The organism is Bacillus sp. PK6-025 (assembly GCF_056530265.1).
In genome coordinates, this window is record NZ_CP096509.1 from 4301888 (window position 1) to 4320295 (window position 18408).

The 18408-nt window shown below is 43.6% G+C and carries 12 protein-coding genes, 6 pseudogenes and 1 riboswitch; of the genes and pseudogenes, 11 read left to right on the top strand and 7 right to left on the bottom strand.

All coding sequences use genetic code 11. From position 1 onward, the window contains the following. Positions 1-16: 16 nt before the first annotated feature. Positions 17-1423: a decarboxylating NADP(+)-dependent phosphogluconate dehydrogenase gene (gnd, locus tag M1D67_RS21915; RefSeq protein ID WP_458117696.1), complete on the top strand. Its 1407-nt coding sequence runs from the start codon at positions 17-19 to the stop codon at positions 1421-1423. Positions 1424-1495: 72 nt separating this feature from the next. Here gnd and M1D67_RS21920 read toward each other — a convergent pair whose 3' ends face one another. Continuing rightward, positions 1496-3418 carry a 3'-5' exonuclease gene (locus M1D67_RS21920; RefSeq protein WP_231005401.1) on the bottom strand — a complete coding sequence of 641 codons (1923 nt, stop codon included), beginning with the start codon at positions 3416-3418 and terminating at the stop codon, positions 1496-1498. A 366-nt stretch (positions 3419-3784) separates the two neighbouring features. Here M1D67_RS21920 and adhE point away from each other — a divergent pair, with 366 nt between their 5' ends. From adhE to ahpF, 3 genes are all read left to right on the top strand, one after another. Further along, positions 3785-6388, top strand: coding sequence for a bifunctional acetaldehyde-CoA/alcohol dehydrogenase (adhE, locus tag M1D67_RS21925; RefSeq protein ID WP_026580397.1), 2604 nt, complete (start codon positions 3785-3787; stop codon positions 6386-6388). 267 nt (positions 6389-6655) lie between these two features. Then, entirely contained in the window at positions 6656-7219 is a 564-nt protein-coding gene (gene ahpC, locus M1D67_RS21930; RefSeq protein ID WP_020453590.1) for an alkyl hydroperoxide reductase subunit C, read from the top strand. A 13-nt stretch (positions 7220-7232) separates the two neighbouring features. Further along, positions 7233-8762 (top strand): alkyl hydroperoxide reductase subunit F, encoded by a 1530-nt coding sequence (ahpF, locus tag M1D67_RS21935; RefSeq protein WP_318602529.1) that lies wholly within the window; start codon positions 7233-7235, stop codon positions 8760-8762. Between the two features lie 48 nt (positions 8763-8810). Here ahpF and M1D67_RS21940 read toward each other — a convergent pair whose 3' ends face one another. The 3 genes from M1D67_RS21940 to M1D67_RS21950 form a co-directional block, all read right to left on the bottom strand. Continuing rightward, positions 8811-8933: a hypothetical protein gene (locus M1D67_RS21940; protein ID WP_256163442.1), complete on the bottom strand. Its 123-nt coding sequence runs from the start codon at positions 8931-8933 to the stop codon at positions 8811-8813. A gap of 127 nt (positions 8934-9060) precedes the next feature. After that, entirely contained in the window at positions 9061-10413 is a 1353-nt protein-coding gene (locus M1D67_RS21945) for an amino acid permease (protein ID WP_075212819.1), read from the bottom strand. Positions 10414-10560: 147 nt separating this feature from the next. After that, positions 10561-10640, bottom strand: a riboswitch (glycine riboswitch). 237 nt (positions 10641-10877) lie between these two features. Next, on the bottom strand, positions 10878-11840 hold the full coding sequence (locus tag M1D67_RS21950; protein WP_020453594.1) for a helix-turn-helix transcriptional regulator: 963 nt from the start codon (positions 11838-11840) through the stop codon (positions 10878-10880). Positions 11841-11949: 109 nt separating this feature from the next. On the opposite strand from M1D67_RS21950, the gene M1D67_RS21955 reads away from it, so the two are divergent. From M1D67_RS21955 to M1D67_RS21975, 5 genes and pseudogenes are all read left to right on the top strand, one after another. Further along, entirely contained in the window at positions 11950-12435 is a 486-nt protein-coding gene (locus M1D67_RS21955) for a GyrI-like domain-containing protein (protein WP_020453595.1), read from the top strand. Positions 12436-12456: 21 nt separating this feature from the next. Beyond that, positions 12457-12921, top strand: a complete 465-nt coding sequence (locus M1D67_RS21960) for a hypothetical protein (protein ID WP_023856840.1) — start codon at positions 12457-12459, stop codon at positions 12919-12921. A 213-nt stretch (positions 12922-13134) separates the two neighbouring features. After that, positions 13135-13227: pseudogene (locus M1D67_RS21965) on the top strand (hypothetical protein); the annotation flags it as partial. Positions 13228-13733: 506 nt separating this feature from the next. Next, positions 13734-15659, top strand: a complete 1926-nt coding sequence (gene fbp / locus M1D67_RS21970; protein ID WP_128822247.1) for a fructose-1,6-bisphosphatase — start codon at positions 13734-13736, stop codon at positions 15657-15659. A gap of 109 nt (positions 15660-15768) precedes the next feature. Continuing rightward, positions 15769-16214 (top strand): annotated as a pseudogene (locus M1D67_RS21975) (FAD-dependent oxidoreductase); the annotation flags it as partial. A gap of 27 nt (positions 16215-16241) precedes the next feature. Here the strand turns inward: M1D67_RS21975 and M1D67_RS21980 are convergent. From M1D67_RS21980 to M1D67_RS21990, 3 pseudogenes are all read right to left on the bottom strand, one after another. Beyond that, positions 16242-16553: pseudogene (locus M1D67_RS21980) on the bottom strand (sensor histidine kinase); the annotation flags it as partial. Continuing rightward, positions 16544-16687: pseudogene (locus tag M1D67_RS21985) on the bottom strand (NAD(P)H-dependent oxidoreductase); the annotation flags it as partial. The pseudogenes M1D67_RS21980 and M1D67_RS21985, both read right to left, overlap by 10 nt. Then, positions 16686-16892, bottom strand: a pseudogene (locus M1D67_RS21990) (thioredoxin reductase); the annotation flags it as partial. The pseudogenes M1D67_RS21985 and M1D67_RS21990, both read right to left, overlap by 2 nt. A gap of 389 nt (positions 16893-17281) precedes the next feature. On the opposite strand from M1D67_RS21990, the pseudogene M1D67_RS21995 reads away from it, so the two are divergent. Further along, positions 17282-17507: pseudogene (locus tag M1D67_RS21995) on the top strand (iron-enterobactin transporter ATP-binding protein); the annotation flags it as partial. Further along, the gene (locus tag M1D67_RS22000; RefSeq protein WP_041817479.1) at positions 17458-18378 is read left to right on the top strand and encodes an iron-hydroxamate ABC transporter substrate-binding protein; all 921 of its coding nucleotides are present in this window, start codon (positions 17458-17460) and stop codon (positions 18376-18378) included. The pseudogene M1D67_RS21995 and the gene M1D67_RS22000, both read left to right, overlap by 50 nt. Positions 18379-18408 lie beyond the last annotated feature (30 nt).

The following is an 18408-nucleotide window of genomic DNA, read 5'->3' on the forward strand; positions in this document are numbered from 1 at the left end:
AAGGAGCAGGTATTACATGCGCAATACAATCGGTGTCATAGGTCTGGGAGTCATGGGGAGCAATATCGCCCTGAACATGGCAAACAAAGGCGAACAAGTCGCCGTCTATAACTACACAAGGGATTTAACCGATCAACTCGTCCAAAAAACGGGAGGCCAAACAGTCAAGCCGTACTATGAACTTGAAGATTTCGTACAGTCTTTAGAAAAACCGAGAAAAATCTTTCTTATGGTCACAGCAGGCAAACCGGTTGATTCTGTTATCGACTCGCTCGTTCCTCTGCTTGAAGAAGGGGATGTCATCATGGACGGCGGCAACTCCCACTACGAAGATACGGAACGAAGATATGACAGTTTGAAAGCGAAAGGTATCGGCTACTTGGGAATCGGCATTTCCGGCGGCGAAGTCGGCGCTTTAAAAGGCCCATCCATTATGCCCGGCGGAGATCGGGACGTCTACGAAAAAGCAGCTCCGATTCTCACAAAAATCGCCGCCCAAGTAGAAGAAGATCCATGCTGTGTCTACATCGGTCCAAAAGGCGCGGGGCATTTTGTCAAAATGGTGCACAACGGCATCGAATACGCAGACATGCAGCTTATCGCTGAAGCGTATACATTTTTAAGAGAAAAGCTTCTTTTGCCGATAGATGAAATCGCTGACATTTTCGACACGTGGAATCAAGGAGAGCTGAAAAGCTATTTAATCGAAATCACGGCAGAGATCCTGAGGAAAAAGGATGAGCGAACGGGCGCTCCGCTCATCGACGTCATCCTCGACAAAACCGGCCAAAAAGGCACGGGCAAATGGACGAGCCTGCAGGCCATCGACAACGGCATTCCATCATCGATTATCACGGAATCCCTGTTTGCCCGTTACCTGTCATCATTAAAAGACGAACGGACAGCTGCCGAAAACGTATTGGCCGGCCCTGAAACAGAAGAACGGCCCCTGGATCAGAACGTGTGGATCGACCGCGTCAGACAGGCGTTATACATGGGGAAAGTCTGCGCCTATGCCCAAGGCTTCGCTCAATATAAAATGACGTCTGACCTGAACGGATGGAACCTGCCGTTAAAGGACATCGCCCTCATCTTCCGCGGCGGCTGCATCATCCGCGCACAATTTTTAAATCTCATCAGCGAAGCTTTCGACAAACAGCCGGACCTGTCCAACCTGCTGGTCGCACCTGACTTCGCTGAAAAACTAAAAGAATACCAGTCCGGCTTGCGAAAGGTCGTCTGCGAAGGCATCAGCTCAGGCATCTCATTCCCGTGCCTGAGCACCGCCCTCTCCTATTACGACGGCTACCGGACGGGCCACTCAAACGCAAACCTGCTGCAGGCGCAGCGCGATTATTTCGGCGCTCACACGTATGAGCGGACGGATATGGAAGGCGTGTTTCATACGGACTGGTATAAGTGAAAACAAGGAGCCCTATAGTTGTTTTCAGTCAAATAAATGAGGCTGTCGAGAATATCTCGACAGCCCGATTTTTCACTTCAGTAATACCTGTTCATCGTGTTGTTCCTCTTTCAGTTCATCAAAATAATTTGTATATTCCGAAGCCCCCGAATATGAAATATACAGGAATTCCTTTGCACGCGTCATGCCGATATACATGAGTGATACTTCCCGTTCTTGATCTTCTTCAAGTGGAAACGGCATGAGATCAGCTTTGACCAAAAACACAGCCTGAAAATCAAGTCCTTTACTGCTGTCAATCGTACAGATTTTGACTGTCTCTTCCTCAGGGTTAAAACTGCGCTTCGTTTCTTCATTTTCCGCTATCCAATTAAAAGGAATATTTTGCGCTTTGAGCGCTTTTTGTACAGTTTTTACAACATTAAATTTATTCGTCCGTTTCACTCGATAAAGAATGGCGATTTCCGAGTAAGGCACTTTCTTTTCTTCATGAAGATTCATAATTTGTTTTGCAATGACCTGCATTTCTTTGTTAATCGTATCAAATTTCAACAATGCCGGTTCAGGCCCCTTACGTTTTGTACTTTTTGGCGAAATAATCTCAACGCTCTCTGTCTGCCCTAGTTTGACTTTGTCTTGTAAAACCGAATGCTTCTCATAAAAATCCCAAGCAAAGGAAACAATTTGCGATGTATTTCTGTAATTGATGTTTAGAATTTTTGACCTTCCTCTAAAATCAAGTCCTGTATCTTTTATATAGCTCCTTTTCCTGCCGTAAATAGATTGTGCACGGTCTTCCACCAAAAGTAAGGATTTCGTTTCCGGACTCAGGCACAGGCTGATCAAATGAAGCCAATTTCCTTCAAAATCCTGACCTTCATCGATCAGAATGGCATCATACTTCGGAGATATTGCCTCGCCTTTTTCCAGCTGTTCAATATATTGATCAATCATAAACTCATTCGTTTTTATTTTTAGATCTTGCTTAAGCCACTGGTGAAAGTTACGAATTTGGATACTTTCAGGAACTCGAGACTCAACAGCTTTTCCTTCTTCAGTATATTGAAAGTCAAATAAATGATCCGGTTCTGCAAACATTGAACGAACCATTTGAGTAATATTCGATGCTAATGAAATATTGTAACAGAGGATTAATATCTTCCAATCAGGGTGGTTTTTTGCCAGTATCTTTGCACGACTTGCGAGAATTAAGGTTTTTCCGCTTCCTGCTACACCGCGAATTATACGGTGTTGATCACCAATCTGCTTTGCCATATTCTCTTGATGCAAGTCCATCGTTTTAATGTCCCGCAACGATAAAAGAAGCTGGTCACGGTATGGAACAGATTGTTCAAACTCCGCTCCAATGCGCACTTCCGGAAAAAGATAATATCGAATAGTATTAATGTCTTCATATGTAAGAGAGGTTTTCATTTGAAATTGCACATGAAACATTTGAAACAGCTTTTCTATCAACAATTCTTCTGAAAAGTTTACATGATCAGGATCAATTTGATCTCGAGTCAAGATAAACTCTGGATCTATTATTTGATAAACTTGCTTTTCCAACAATTGAATTTCATTTAATCTGGTAAATACAACGCCATATCCATAAGGAAATTTCAGTTTAAATTGATACTTACCCTCCGTTTGAATTAAACTCTTATCCTTTTGGAGTACATCAGCTATTTTAAAAGCATACTCTCTTGCTTGTCTTAACGGATTCTTCACACTGCACATGTCGCCGCTCGCATTTCGAATCTGCCAGTCATCTTTTGTGAACCTATAAAACGAATTTTTCGTATAATCCTTTACTTCAAGCACAAGCAAGCCCATATCCGGCCCTATAATAACAAAATCAGGACAGACACCTTGAATTTCAGGTTCATAGTACACAATATAATCATCAGGCAAATAGTTTTTCAATGTACGAAACAAAATCCGTTCTCCCACTGTTGCTGAACTTCGTATTGATTCGGGTATTGTCATTGCCAATTTAACCAACTCCTTCGATGCCTACTAGCCACGTTTTCCATATATTTATATTATCGGGGGTTAGAAAGGAAAGTAAAGGAAATCTATTTATGTAAGAGATGAAAAATGCACCATTAAACAGGATTTTCTTAGTTTCTGTTGATTTCATACTTTGTTCAACATTTCACAAACTCATACTTCAAATTCGTGATATGATAAATTCAGCCACAGAAAAGGAGGACTGATACCAAAATAAACCAGATATCCGCTTCAGGGATAAAATTTTTTAACTCCACTTGTGAAATGTTTCACAAACAATGTCCGCATCATTCATCCCTGAACATCCTGTTGTAATCAAATTCCTATTCATTCACTGGAGGGTTTACAATGGCAATCGAAGAAAAGGAAATGAAACAAAAGCAAAATGCCTCAACCATGGTTGATCAGCTAGTCGAAAAAGGCCTAAAGGCATTGGAAGAATTCCGCAGCTTTGATCAGGAGCAGATTGATGAGATCGTCAAACAGATGGCGCTTGCCGGCCTTGATCAGCACATGCCTCTCGCCAAACTTGCCGTCGAAGAAACGAAGCGCGGCGTTTATGAAGATAAAATCATTAAAAACATGTTTGCCACAGAGTATGTCTACCATCATATCAAATACGATAAAACAGTGGGCATCATCAATGAAAACGAACACGACGGAGTCATTGAAATCGCGGAGCCTGTCGGTGTCATCGCCGGGGTGACGCCGGTGACCAACCCTACTTCCACTACAATGTTCAAGTCCCTGATAGCGATCAAAACAAGAAACCCTATCGTGTTTGCTTTCCATCCATCGGCCCAAAAATGCAGCCGCGAAGCGGCGAGAATCCTTCGGAACGCAGCCGTCAAAGCAGGAGCACCAGACAACTGTATCCAATGGATTGAAACGCCTTCGCTGAATGCAACTCAAGCCTTAATGACCCACCCGAACGTTTCCCTGATCCTCGCAACAGGGGGCGCCGGCATGGTGAAATCAGCGTACAGCTCCGGAAAACCGGCCCTTGGTGTCGGACCTGGAAACGTTCCGTGCTACATCGAGAAGTCTGCCAACCTGAAGCAAGCCGTCAATGATCTGATCTTATCCAAAACATTTGACAACGGCATGATTTGCGCATCAGAGCAGGCCGTCATCATAGACAAAGACATCTACTCAGACGTCAAAGTCGAAATGACAAGAAACAACTGCTATTTCTTAAATGAAACCGAAAAATCAAAGGTCGAGAAATTGGTCATCAATGAAAATACTTGCGCGGTAAACGCTGATATCGTCGGCATGCCGGCATTCAAAATCGCTGAAATGGCCGGTGTCAAAGTGCCTCAAGATACAAAAATCCTCATCGCCGAATTAGAAGGCGTAGGTCCGGATTACCCGCTTTCCAGGGAAAAACTGAGCCCTGTTTTAGCGTGCTACAAAGTCAGCGGAATTCAAGAGGGATTAAAACGCGCCGAAGACATGCTCGCGTTCGGTGGAACCGGCCACTCGGCGGTAATTCATACGAACGATCAAGAAGCCGTTAAAGAATTCGGATTACGGATGAAAGCCGGGCGGATCATCGTCAATGCACCGTCGTCACAAGGGGCGATCGGCGACATTTACAACGCCTATATGCCTTCTTTAACACTCGGATGCGGCACATATGGCGGAAACTCCGTCTCGTCAAACGTTGGAGCTGTTCATTTAATCAACACGAAAAAAGTGGCGAAAAGGAATGTCAATATGCAGTGGTTTAAAGTTCCTCCAAAAATCTATTTTGAAAAACACGCAACCCAATATTTAGCGAAAATGCCTGACATCTCAAAAGCGTTGATTGTGACTGATCCGGGGATGGTGAAACTCGGATATGTAGACCGCGTCCTACACTACTTAAGAAGGCGCCCGGATTACGTTCATTGTGAAATTTTTTCTGATGTCGAGCCTGATCCTTCAATCGAAACGGTGATGAACGGCGTCGACATGATGGCCAAATTCCAGCCGGATGTCATCATCGCCCTCGGCGGAGGTTCTGCAATGGATGCCGCAAAAGGAATGTGGTTGTTCTATGAGCACCCGGATGCTGAATTCTTTGGATTAAAGCAAAAATTCCTGGACATCCGCAAGCGCATTGTCAAATACCCGAAACTGGGCGAAAAAGCAAAATTCGTCGCGATCCCGACGACATCAGGCACAGGCTCTGAAGTCACGTCATTCTCTGTCATTACAGACAAAGAAACGAATACGAAGTATCCGCTGGCCGACTATGAATTAACGCCGGACGTCGCGATCATTGACCCGCAATTTGTCATGACCGTGCCGAAACATATTACGGCTGACACAGGAATGGACGTATTAACACACGCAATTGAATCATACGTATCGTGCATGGCTAACGACTATACAGACGGCTTGGCCATGAAGGCCATCCAGCTGATCTTCGAATACCTGCCTAGAGCATACAAAAACGGCAGCGACGAGCTGGCCCGCGAAAAAGTGCATAATGCATCAACGATTGCCGGAATGGCGTTTTCCAATGCCTTCCTTGGCATCAACCACAGCTTAGCCCATAAGCTTGGCGCGGAGTTTCACATCGCTCATGGACGGGCAAACGCCATCCTTCTGCCGCACGTGATCCGCTATAATGCAGAAAAGCCGAAAAAGTTCACGGCATTTCCTAAATACAGCCACTTCATAGCCGATCAGCGCTACGCGGAGATTGCCAGAACGCTCGGCCTGCCTGCAAAAACAACTGCAGAAGGCGTTGAAAGCCTGATCCAGGAGATTATCTCGCTCGCCAAAGAGCTTAAAATTCCGATGAGCATTAAACAAAACGGCGTGGATGCTGCCGCATTCGAAAGCAAAGTGGATCTCATGGCCGAACGCGCCTTTGAAGATCAGTGTACGACAGCCAATCCGAAGCTGCCGCTCGTTTCGGAGCTTGCTGAGATTTACCGTTCCGCATATAAAGGAGTTTAGCCAAAGAAGCCGTCATTCCGACGGCTTTTCGTTTTCAATTAGGACTCTTCATTCTCACTACTCTACCATTTGTGCCAATCATACTATATGAAAGTTACGAAACTCCAACTCTTTTCTTTAGCTGAAATACTTAACAAAAAATTAACGGGCTTTCCCCTTGACAAAAAATATTTATTACTTGATAATTTGTATATAATTATAATAATTACAGAGAAATAAAGTTTACAATTTTTATTTCTCTTAAACTACATTCAGGAGGACGATATTATGTCTCTAATCGGAAAAGAAGTACAACCATTCGCAGCGAAAGCTTACAAAAACGGTGAGTTTATCGATGTTACACACGAAGATCTAAAAGGCCAATGGAGCATTTTCTGCTTCTATCCAGCAGATTTCTCATTTGTTTGCCCGACTGAGCTTGAAGACCTTCAAAACGAATATGCTGCCCTAAAAGAACTTGGTGTCGAAGTATACTCTGTTTCTACAGACACTCACTTCGTACATAAAGGATGGCATGATAGCTCTGAGAAAATCGGCAAAATCACTTACGCGATGATCGGCGACCCGTCTCAAACGATCTCCCGCAACTTTGAAGTGCTGAACGAAGAAGAAGGTCTTGCTGACCGCGGAACATTCATCATCGATCCGGACGGTGTGATCCAAGCTGTTGAAATTAACGCAGGCGGTATCGGCCGTGATGCAAGCACCCTGATCAACAAAGTAAAAGCGGCTCAATACGTCCGCCAAAACCCAGGCGAAGTTTGCCCGGCTAAATGGGAAGAAGGTTCTGAAACACTGACACCAAGCCTTGACCTAGTAGGCAAAATCTAAGGAGTGCATTCAATTGGTACTTGAAGCAAATATCAAAGCACAATTAAACCAATACATGCAGATGATTGAAAATGACATCGTCCTTAAAGTCAGTACAGGCGATGACAGTGTCTCTAAGGATATGCTGGCTCTTGTAGAAGAGCTGGCTTCCATGTCATCAAAAATCACTGTTGAAAAGGCGCAGCTCGACAGAACGCCAAGCTTCAGCGTCAATCGTGCCGGAGAAGAAACAGGCGTCACATTCGCCGGAGTTCCGCTCGGTCACGAATTCACATCTTTGGTGCTGGCACTCTTGCAAGTAAGCGGCCGACCGCCGAAAGTCGATCAAAAAATCATCGATCAAATCAAGAACATCAGCGGCGAATACCGCTTCGAATCTTATATCAGCCTCACATGCCACAACTGCCCGGACGTTGTGCAGGCATTGAACATGATGAGCGTGCTCAACCCGAACATCACGCACACGATGATCGATGGTGCGGCATACAAGTCAGAAGTCGAAAGCAAAAACATTATGGCTGTGCCGACCGTATACTTGAACGGCGAATCCTTTGGAAGCGGCCGAATGACGCTTGAAGAAATTCTTGCGAAAATGGGCAGCGGCACAGATGCATCTGAGCTTTCTGATAAAGATCCGTTCGATGTACTCGTTGTCGGAGGCGGACCTGCCGGTGCAAGCGCAGCAATCTATGCGGCGCGCAAAGGCATCCGCACAGGAATCGTTGCCGAACGCTTCGGCGGCCAAGTCCTTGACACGATGAGCATCGAGAACTTCATCAGCGTGAAGCGCACCGAAGGGCCGAAGCTTGCGGCAAGCCTTGAAGAACACGTGAAGGATTACGAGATCGACGTCATGAACCTGCAACGCGCAAAAGGTCTCGAGAAAAAAGATCTTTTCCATCTTGAACTCGAAAACGGCGCTGTTCTGAAAAGCAAAACCGTCATTCTGTCAACTGGCGCACGCTGGCGCAATATCGGCGTACCTGGCGAACAAGAGTTCAAAAACAAAGGTGTCGCATACTGCCCTCACTGTGACGGACCGTTGTTTGAAGGCAAAGACGTCGCCGTCATCGGCGGCGGGAACTCCGGTATCGAAGCAGCGATTGACCTTGCAGGTATCGTCAACCACGTGACTGTTCTTGAGTTCGCACCGGAGCTGAAAGCAGACGAAGTTCTGCAAAAACGTCTCTACAGTCTCCCTAACGTGACTGTCGTGAAAAACGCCCAAACAAAAGAAATCACGGGTGATGAAAACGTAAACGGCATCACTTACGTTGACCGTGAAACAGGAGAAGAAAAACACGTCGAGCTCCAAGGCGTCTTCGTCCAAATCGGTCTTGTGCCGAACACGGAATGGCTCCCTAAAACCGTCGAACGCAACCGCATCGGCGAAATCGCAGTCGACAAACGCGGCGAAACAACCATCCCTGGCCTATTCGCTGCCGGCGACTGCACAGACGGACCATATAACCAAATCATTATTTCAATGGGATCGGGGGCAAATGCCGCATTAGGGGCGTTTGATTATTTGATCCGGAACTAACACGAAAGGCGCTATGCTGCTTAAACGGCAGTATGGCGCTTTTTTATGTTATAACCCATATAAATGGGACTTCACATCATGGCCGACAAACGCTTTCCATATGATCAAATTGTACGGATAGGACCAAGCGGGATATTGCGATTGTCCATTCATGTATGAATTGTATTCCATGACTCCATTCCTCTCGTTCTCATGTCTACATTAAATATAAACCTATAAAAGGAAACGGTTAATCAAAAATAAAGACGGCATACTGCATGCAGTACACCGTCTTTTTCAAGAGATTTAATTTGACTCATCATGTTCTTTTTGTCCTGTTTTTTTTCATCCAAAATAAAATAAACAATACAATAAACCATAGAGGAGTCAGCAGCAAGGCCGGGCGAGTCGCATCCGCATACAGCATAATCATGAGAATGACCGCAAACATCGCCAGGACAACATAATTGATAAACGGCGCGAATGGCGCTTTGAATGTTGATGCTGCGTGTAAGTGCGGACGGGTTTTCCTGTATCTAATATGGCTGACAAGAATCACACCCCACACCCATATGAAACAAATCGCGCTGATGGTTGTCACGATCCCAAAGGCTTGTTCCGGTATCAGTTTGCTTAATAGCGCTCCTGCTGACAGGACAATGGTTGATACCCATAACGCGTGACTCGGCACATGGTTTTTATTCAGCTTCGCAAAATTGGCCGGGCCCTGTTTCATTTTACTTAAATTGTACAGAATCCGGCTTGTTGAAAACATCCCGCTGTTACAAGCAGACGCGGCTGACGTTAATACAACAAAATTAATGATTCCCGCGGCAAGCGGGATGCCGACTAAGCTGAAGGTTTTCACAAAAGGACTTTCCGCTGCATTCAGTTCCATCCAAGGGTTAATACATAATAAGACGATAAGCGCGCCGACGTAGAAAAATAAAATCCGTAAAGGAATTTTATTAATAGCCGATGGAATATTTTTTTTCGGGTTCGACGTTTCCGCCGCCGATACACCTACTAATTCCACACCGACATATGCAAAGATCACCATTTGGAAAGAAAGCAAAAAGCCTGAAAATCCGTTTGGAAACAAACCGCCATGCGCCCAAAGGTTGGTAACCGAAACCGTTCCTGTATGCGTCTTAAACCCGATCACCAGCAAAATAACACCGATGACAATTAACGCAAGAATCGTGATCACCTTTATTAAAGCGAACCAAAATTCCAATTCTCCAAAAAGCTTGACAGTCAACAGATTGAGCCCTAATAAAATGAGTAAACAGATAAGTGCAGGGACCCACTGCGGAATATCAAACCAATATTTCACATAGACACCGACGGCAATCACATCCGCCATAGCCGTCATAATCCAGCAAAACCAATAGGTCCACCCGGTGACAAACGCCGCACGCGGCCCCAGATACTCCTCGGCAATATCGGTTAACGATTGATAACCCGCTTTAGATAACAGCAATTCTCCCAGCGCCCGCATCACGAAAAAAAGCGCAATACCTACAATGAAATACGCAAAGATGATAGAAGGACCCGCCAATTGAATCGCCTTACCGGAGCCTAAAAACAACCCGGTGCCAATCGTCCCGCCAATAGCGATAAGCTGTACGTGCCGATTGGATAAGTCCCTCTTTAATTCCCGCTGTTCCACATCAAACTCCTCCTTACCTCTCTAGTGAACGACGAGCAGTAAAAAAGCCCATAAAAAAAGAGATTGGATGTCCTCCAATCTCGCGGTCATAAGAATATCAAAATATATTTGTGCCGCTGACAATCATCAGCACGACAAATACATATTCGGTACTCTTCTGTCCTTTTGCCTGAGATTGTGAACCCTTCGGCGCCGCAGAATTCCGCGGTCTCTCCAGAAGCTGCTCCTGCTGTAGTGCGACCCACAGCAATCATAGCTTGCATGTATTGAGTTTTTCGATAGAGATAATTACTATCGGATAACTTTTAATTTTAATAGAGGTTGAGTGATTTGTCAATGGTTCTATTTATAGTTAACGCTAGTATTCTTAAACTCACCTATACTAGCGACAATATTTTCACCTGGTTTATAAATCAGCTTCTATTACGGAATCCTTTCGAAAATTGGGGTTTAACTGGCACTGCTCATGGGCAGAATAAGCATAATCTCTCTTGTAAACCTTCTAATACTTCTTCTGGTACTTCCCTGACCTTGATATCTTCACCTAGGAAAAGCAGCCAATTTGTTATTTCGGACAATTCTTCGGGATGATTCACATTGATAAAAGTCTTTAGAATGGCTGCGGTTTGATAAGGATTCGTATAGGAAATTGAAATTTTTAAAGGATGATATTTTTTGAATTGGGCAATCGCCTGTGGACCAAGTTCAAGGACAAGGTTGATTACTTCTTCCTGCTTACCTAGTTTCTCTAAAATCTTTTTCTTACTTATTCTTTTTTTCACAGCGTATGGTTTGACATTGGTAAGATTGTCCACAGGGAAAATCCTCCTCCTTTCATCCTTTAAGTCAAAGCCTTCAATCAGCCAAAGGCCTTTTTCATGATAAAGGTGCAGAAGATAAATGGGATAAGTCTTTATTACCTTCTCTTCTTTGATGGTAATCAATAAATAGCTATCCAAAAGAAGGAGCTGGATGAGTTTTTCTAACATGGGATGGGGGAGATCTGAAAGCTCAAGCAGGTCGGGATTATTGGGGTTTGTCCCTTCAAAAAGCAAGATTCGATTTAAAAAAACCAGGGCCTCTTGCTGGTTTTCTGAGATAAGGCCCAGTAATTTTTCAGCTAAAGACTGACGGCTCTTTAGATAAGGGAGTTGTTGATTTCTTGTAGCCATAAAAGCGATAAAAAGAGCTTTAATCTCATGATCGGTAAAGCGAACAGCAGGCAGGACAGAGTGGTTCATGACAAAATAACCCCCGCTCCTTCCAACTTCAGCAACAAGCGGCATCCCCATAGCTTCAATTTCCCTGATATCCCTGATAGCTGTCGAACGAGAGATGTGAAATTCCTGCATGATTTCAGAAATTGTAAAGTGGGCGCGGTTGTTGATATACCGCATGATGATATTAATCCGTTCAACTTTTTTCATCGGGGCCTCCTAAACAGTATCATTTTTTGACATGATTTAAGGTTATTATAAACGCATCAAGTGAAAAGACAAATCATTTGATTATTTTAAAAAAAGGAAGGTTTTGAATATGAAAAATTACACGCTGGAGGAAAAAGACAGCTTTACCGTTTTTGGTATTGGAACGGAGCTTGAGAGCGATTACACAGATTCTGCTGGCATAAATAAGGAAAAGGCAGACTTTTGGGCGGCCGTCAAACAAGATGGAAGGCTTGACACTTTAAAAGCCATAGCTACAAATGACTATATTTTTGCCGTGAACGAAGCGGTAAACAACAAGATGATGCATTATGCTGGCGTGATGACAGAGGCAGAGGCGTCGGTGGCAGGAGAAACCAGAGTTATCCAATTTCCTAAGGGGGAATACCTGGTTGTTAAAGGGGAAGGGAAGACGGCTGATGAGTTGAGTAATAAGCTTACTGGCATTGCCTTCGGTCAAGTCTTGCCGGAAGCAAAGAATTTTGCCTATGTTGGCGGGCCGAATGCAACGGTTGAGATGGGGCAGCGAAACGGCTTAGTATTCGGTGAAATGTGGATTCCTGTTGTTAAGAAATAAAAAGATAAAGGAGCGCTGGAATTGTCCTATATCGTTGATTTTAAAAATGTCTCTACGGTTGGATTAGAAGCTTCACCTGCAGCAGAAGCACTTGCTGGTTTACGTGCTAATGAAGCCCGTTACTTTATGAACAAATACAAGCATGAATTTACGGTTGTACCAGCCAGCGAGTCCTGCGAGACCCTTGATTATGTGAACCGAATTTTGAAAGAAGAACGTGATATTGAGTTTGCGGCCAAACCTTTAGAAACGTCGCGTTTTCAAGTGGAAAATATCAAAATTGCCTATGTTTTTTATGAGGATGGTCTTGCAGTCAACGTCATGTATACGATTGATGATCCTAAAAAGCGGGCCGTTGGGTTTAAGCTTTCTGAGGGGATGGAGGTACCAAAGGAGTTAGAAGGGAAGTTTAAGTTCGCTAGGCAGAAGTCTAAATTAGCTGGAACCATTAGGGGCTCCTACTTTGTCATTAAAGGAGAATATTAAAGTAAAAAGCGTAAGTGCCGGAATTCAGTCATTTTTCGTATTTGATCATTCTTTTTCTTTATTCGGATAAGAAAAACTTGGTTGAGCAAAAAAGCAAATTCAGCACAAAGCAAAAACAACAACCATTCATGCATTCAAATAACAAAACAGCACCTCTCCATCAAATTTGAAGGTGCTGTTATTTTTTTACCGTAAACCTTATTGACGACTACTGGTACGGCTGGTGCAAATGCAGCTATCCACCCTGCCTGTAAAGGCATCCGCACAGGGATTGCCGCTGAACGCTTCGGTGGTCAAGTTCTTGACGATGATAAAAAGCCCCATAACAAAGAGACCGGATGTCCTCCAATCTCGTGGTCATAAGAATAACAAATCATATTTGTGCCGCTGACAATCATCAGCACGACAAATACTGCTTAAGATTATAAAACCCTTCCGCGGTCTCTTCAGAAGCTTCCCCTGCTATAAGTACGACCCACAGTAATCATGGCCTGCTACGTATTGAGTTTTCATTCCTCTCATTTCTGAAAACGAGACAATCCTGCGATAGAAAAATGACCAAGCCAAAGCCGGGTTACTTCCTAAGCTGAAATGCGGTGTCCGATTAATGTTAAAGAAGCCTTCTCAAGCTTTCTCTCCGCTCATCTCAGCGCCTCTTTCCCTCGTTTTGATTGTCTCAAAAAGGAGTTATGCGGTACTATCATATAAAGGTCAATTATTTAAAAATAATGTCATACTTTTAAAATCACCTTATCATGCAAATGCTCGTACATAGGGGGACAGCTCCTATTCTAAAAAGGGGATGGACGATTTTGGAAACCAAATATTTAGATTTACTCGCACAAAAATACGATTGTGAAGCAAAAGTGGTAACGGAAATCATTAATTTGAAAGCGATACTGAACCTGCCGAAAGGCACCGAGCATTTTGTCAGTGATTTGCACGGGGAATACCAGGCATTCCAGCACGTGCTGCGGAATGGTTCAGGAAGAGTAAAAGAGAAGATACGCGATATTTTCAGCGGTGTCATTTATGATAGAGAAATTGATGAATTAGCAGCATTAGTGTATTATCCGGAAGACAAACTGAAGTTAATAAAACATAATTACGATACGAAAGCATTGTTAAACGATTGGTATAAAGAAACGATTAATCGAATGATTAAGCTTGTATCTTATTGCTCTTCCAAGTATACCCGCTCCAAATTACGCAAAGCACTGCCCTCTCAGTTTGCTTATATTACGGAGGAGCTGCTGTATAAAACAGAAGAAGCTGCCAACAAAGAACAGTATTACTCCAAAATCGTAGATCAGATCATTGCGCTTGGCCAAGCTGATAAGCTGATCACCGGTCTTGCATATAGCACGCAGCGATTGGTTGTCGACCATCTGCATGTTGTCGGCGATATTTACGACCGCGGACCGCAGCCGGATCAGATTATGGAAGAACTAATCAACTATCATTCAGTCGATATTCAGTGGGGAAATCACGATGTCCTTTGGATAGGCGCTTATTCAGGCTCTAAAGTATGCCTGGCAAATATTATCCGCATCTGTGCCCGCTATGACAACTTGGATATTATTGAAGACGTGTACGGCATCAATCTGAGACCGCTCTTGAACCTTGCCGAAAAATATTACGATGATAACCCATCTTTCCGTCCGAAAGCAGACGAAAACAGACCGGAAGATGAGATTAAGCAAATCACAAAAATTCATCAAGCGATTGCGATGATCCAATTCAAGCTTGAAAGCCCGATTATCAAGAGACGGCCGAACTTTAATATGGAAGAGCGGCTGTTATTAGAGAAAATAGATTACGACAAAAACGAAATCACGCTGCACGGAAAAACATATCAGCTGGAAAACACCTGCTTTGCGACAGTGAATCCGGAGCAGCCAGATCAGCTATTAGAAGAAGAAGCAGAAGTCATAGACAAGCTGCTATTCTCTGTCCAGCATTCCGAAAAGCTGGGCCGCCATATGAATTTTATGATGAAAAAAGGCAGCCTTTATTTAAAATATAACGGCAACCTGTTGATTCACGGCTGTATTCCAGTTGATGAAAACGGCAATATGGAAACGATGATGATTGAGGATAAACCGTATGCGGGCCGTGAGCTGCTTGATGTATTTGAACGATTCTTGCGGGAAGCGTTTGCCCACCCGGAAGAAACCGATGATCTGGCGACAGATATGGTCTGGTATTTATGGACAGGCGAGCACTCCTCCCTTTTTGGAAAACGCGCTATGACGACCTTTGAGCGGTATTTCATTAAAGAGAAGGAAACACATAAAGAGAAGAAAAACCCGTATTACTATTTGCGTGAAGACGAGGCAACCTGCCGAAACATCCTGAAAGAATTCGGCCTCAACCCGGATCATGGCCATATCATCAACGGCCATACACCGGTAAAAGAAATCGAAGGAGAAGATCCGATCAAAGCAAACGGAAAAATGATCGTCATCGACGGCGGCTTCTCCAAAGCCTACCAATCGACAACAGGTATCGCCGGCTACACGCTGTTATACAACTCCTACGGCATGCAGCTCGTCGCCCATAAACACTTTAATTCCAAGGCGGAAGTGCTGAGCACCGGAACTGATGTCTTAACGGTGAAGCGATTAGTGGATAAAGAGCTTGAGCGGAAGAAAGTAAAGGAAACGAATGTTGGTGAGGAACTCTTGAAGGAAGTAGCTATTTTGGAGAGATTGCGGGAGTATCGGTATATGAAGTGAGGAAATGTGGAGTTCAGGGATCATTCTCTGGGCTCTTTTTGACGGTTTTCCACTTCGTACAGCAAATTGCTAACAAGGTCTGCTTTTCTGCTCGTTCATAGATAAGTAAGCGGCGATTGATCTCGCAGGCATCGTCAACCATGTCACTGTTCTTGAGTTCGCACCGGAGCTGAAAGCAGAGGAAGTCCTGCAAAAACGCCTCTACAGCCTGTCAAACGCGACTGTAGTGAAACATGTACAAATGAAAGAAATTACAGGTGACCTAAACGTAAACGGCATCACTTACATGGATCGTGAAACAGGCGAAGAACAACACGTTGAACTCCAAGCTGTCTTCGTCAAAATCGGTCTCGTGCCAAACACAGAGTGGTTAGACGGATCAGTCGAGTGCAACCGCATCGGCGAAATCGCAGTCGATAAACGCGGCAAACAAGCACCCCCGGCTTATTCGCGGCCGGCGACTGCACAGACGGCCCGTACAACCAAATCATTATTTCGATGGGATCGAGGGCAAATACCGCATTAGGGGCGTTTGATTACCTGATTCGCAACTAATCTATCAAAAAAGCTATTGCTGAGTTTTCAGCATAGCTTTTCTCTTTCCAAGGGAAGCCATCCTTCCAGCAGCGCGCCTCCTTCAGGATCATTTCCCGCCGTCAGATCGCCTCCGTGCCGTCTCATGATCCTTTGTGAAATCGTCAACCCCACCCCGGCTCCTCCGGTCGACCGGCTTCTTGATGCTTCCCCGCGATACAAGGGCTCAAATACACGGCGAAGCTCCTCCGGGGAGAGTCCCTGCCAAGTATCTCGAACCGTGAAGATGACGTTGTCACGATCCTTATCACACTGAACAACAATCTCGCCAGCGCCGGGTATATGTCTAACCGCATTTTCTTGATTCCTATAAAGTGAAACACCGCTCTTTTCATCAACACTTTGTGACTGTTATTCAACAGAAACAAAGGGTACTTCTCAGGGCCTTTCATAGTCGAAATACAGACGACCGACTTTCCTTTCAAAAGCCCTCCTTGTATAATGATTTTGACCTGACGTCGCACTTAGAAAAAATGAGTATCAATTCTATTTTTTCATTCAATACCCCACTGTTGGATCAACGGTCAATCCATTAACATCCCAAATTATTTTCTACAAATAAACAAGGATTTCCCCGCCAAGTTTCGGCCAATATTCAATTAGCTTCATCTCTCTTAACCCGCTATAAAAGGTTGAATATCATCCTGTTGATTCATCACCGTTCACTCCCAAACATCATTCGTAATTGATTATCAATGATAAGTTATTAAACTTGTTTTCATCATAATTAATTTTTTCTTTCTAAAAGTTTTCACTTTCATGAGGGTACTATGATAAGGACACAATTTTTACATTGACATATTGAAAAATGAAATATATATTTATTGTTGATATTGATAATCATTATCGTTTATTTATTTTCATTCTGCTGTTCATACAGCTATTTACTGAAGAATTAAATACTGGCTCTGGAGGACGTTTAATTGTAAAAAATCTCTGTGTAACGATTCCAGATAAAAAGGAACAACCATATCCTGAGGTCAGCGCCAATGTGTTTGAATTGCTATGGCTCTTGTACGGGAGACGGACATGATTTACATCGAGCTGCTCGTTTTTTTCGGATTATATCATTGCATTAAAGACGGCGAAGTCGTGAAGGCTGGGCTTGTGAAGAGGCGAGTACTGCGGGAAGTCTTTCAAATTGGCCCGAGAACAAATAAACCGAAGTGTGTTACTTACAATTTATTAAGAGGTGAAAATGAGCATGAAGAAACTATTAATCCCGTTTATGCTACTGCTGACGCTTATGATTAGTGCATGCGGCAATGAAGAGTCAGCAACAAAGGATAGCGGCTCAGCAAAAAAAGAATCTAAAACGATTACATACCAAGCGGAAACAGGACCAATCGAAGTTCCAGCCGATCCGCAAAGAGTTGTTATGCTTTCAGGGTATACCGGAAATGTGTTAGATTTAGGAGTCAACGTTGTCGGTGTAGACACTTGGTCTAAAAACAATCCAACCTTTAAAGAAAAGTTAAAAGATGTTCAAGAAGTTTCAGAAGATGACCTAGAAAAAATTATTGAATTAGAGCCAGATTTAATCATCGCGTTATCAACGGTAAAAAATTTAGACAAATTAAATGAGATCGCTCCTACTGTTACTTATACATGGGGTAAAGTAGATTATTTAACTCAGCACGTGGAAATTGGCAAGCTACTAAACAAAGAAAAAGAAGCCCGAGCATGGGTTGACGACTTTAAACAGCGGGCAGAAGAAATCGGAGAAGATATTCGCACAAAAATCGGCAAGGATTCAACTGTATCTGTTATTGAAGCATATGGGAAAGATCTTTATGTTTACGGTAATAACTGGGCGCGCGGTACAGAAATCTTATATCAAACGATGAAACTAAATATGCCTGAAAAAGTAAAGAAAGACGCATTAAAAGCAGGGTATTATACGTTATCAGCTGAAGTGCTTCCAAAATATGCGGGAGATTATGTCATTTTAAGTAAGTACTCTGATGCGAATACATCTTTCCAAGAAACAGACACATACAAGAACATTCCAGCTGTCAAAAATGGACATGTCATTGAAATGCAAGGTGAAGGCGCATCATTCACTGACCCAATCACACTTGAAAAACAACTAGCATTCTTTAAAAAAGCGTTTCTAGGAAACTAAGACTAGAAAAGCAGAGGTCTATTGAAAGGG

What these genes read in the sequence shown, in the direction of transcription:
- gnd (WP_458117696.1), top strand. Translation starts at nt 17, where the DNA reads ATGCGCAATACAATCGGTGTCATAGGTCTGGGAGTCATGGGGAGCAAT.
- adhE (WP_026580397.1), top strand. Translation starts at nt 3,785, where the DNA reads ATGGCAATCGAAGAAAAGGAAATGAAACAAAAGCAAAATGCCTCAACC.
- ahpC (WP_020453590.1), top strand. Translation starts at nt 6,656, where the DNA reads ATGTCTCTAATCGGAAAAGAAGTACAACCATTCGCAGCGAAAGCTTAC.
- M1D67_RS21940 (WP_256163442.1), bottom strand. Translation starts at nt 8,933, where the DNA reads ATGGAATACAATTCATACATGAATGGACAATCGCAATATCCCGCTTGG.
- M1D67_RS21950 (WP_020453594.1), bottom strand. Translation starts at nt 11,840, where the DNA reads ATGAAAAAAGTTGAACGGATTAATATCATCATGCGGTATATCAACAAC.
- M1D67_RS21955 (WP_020453595.1), top strand. Translation starts at nt 11,950, where the DNA reads ATGAAAAATTACACGCTGGAGGAAAAAGACAGCTTTACCGTTTTTGGT.
- M1D67_RS22000 (WP_041817479.1), top strand. Translation starts at nt 17,458, where the DNA reads ATGAAGAAACTATTAATCCCGTTTATGCTACTGCTGACGCTTATGATT.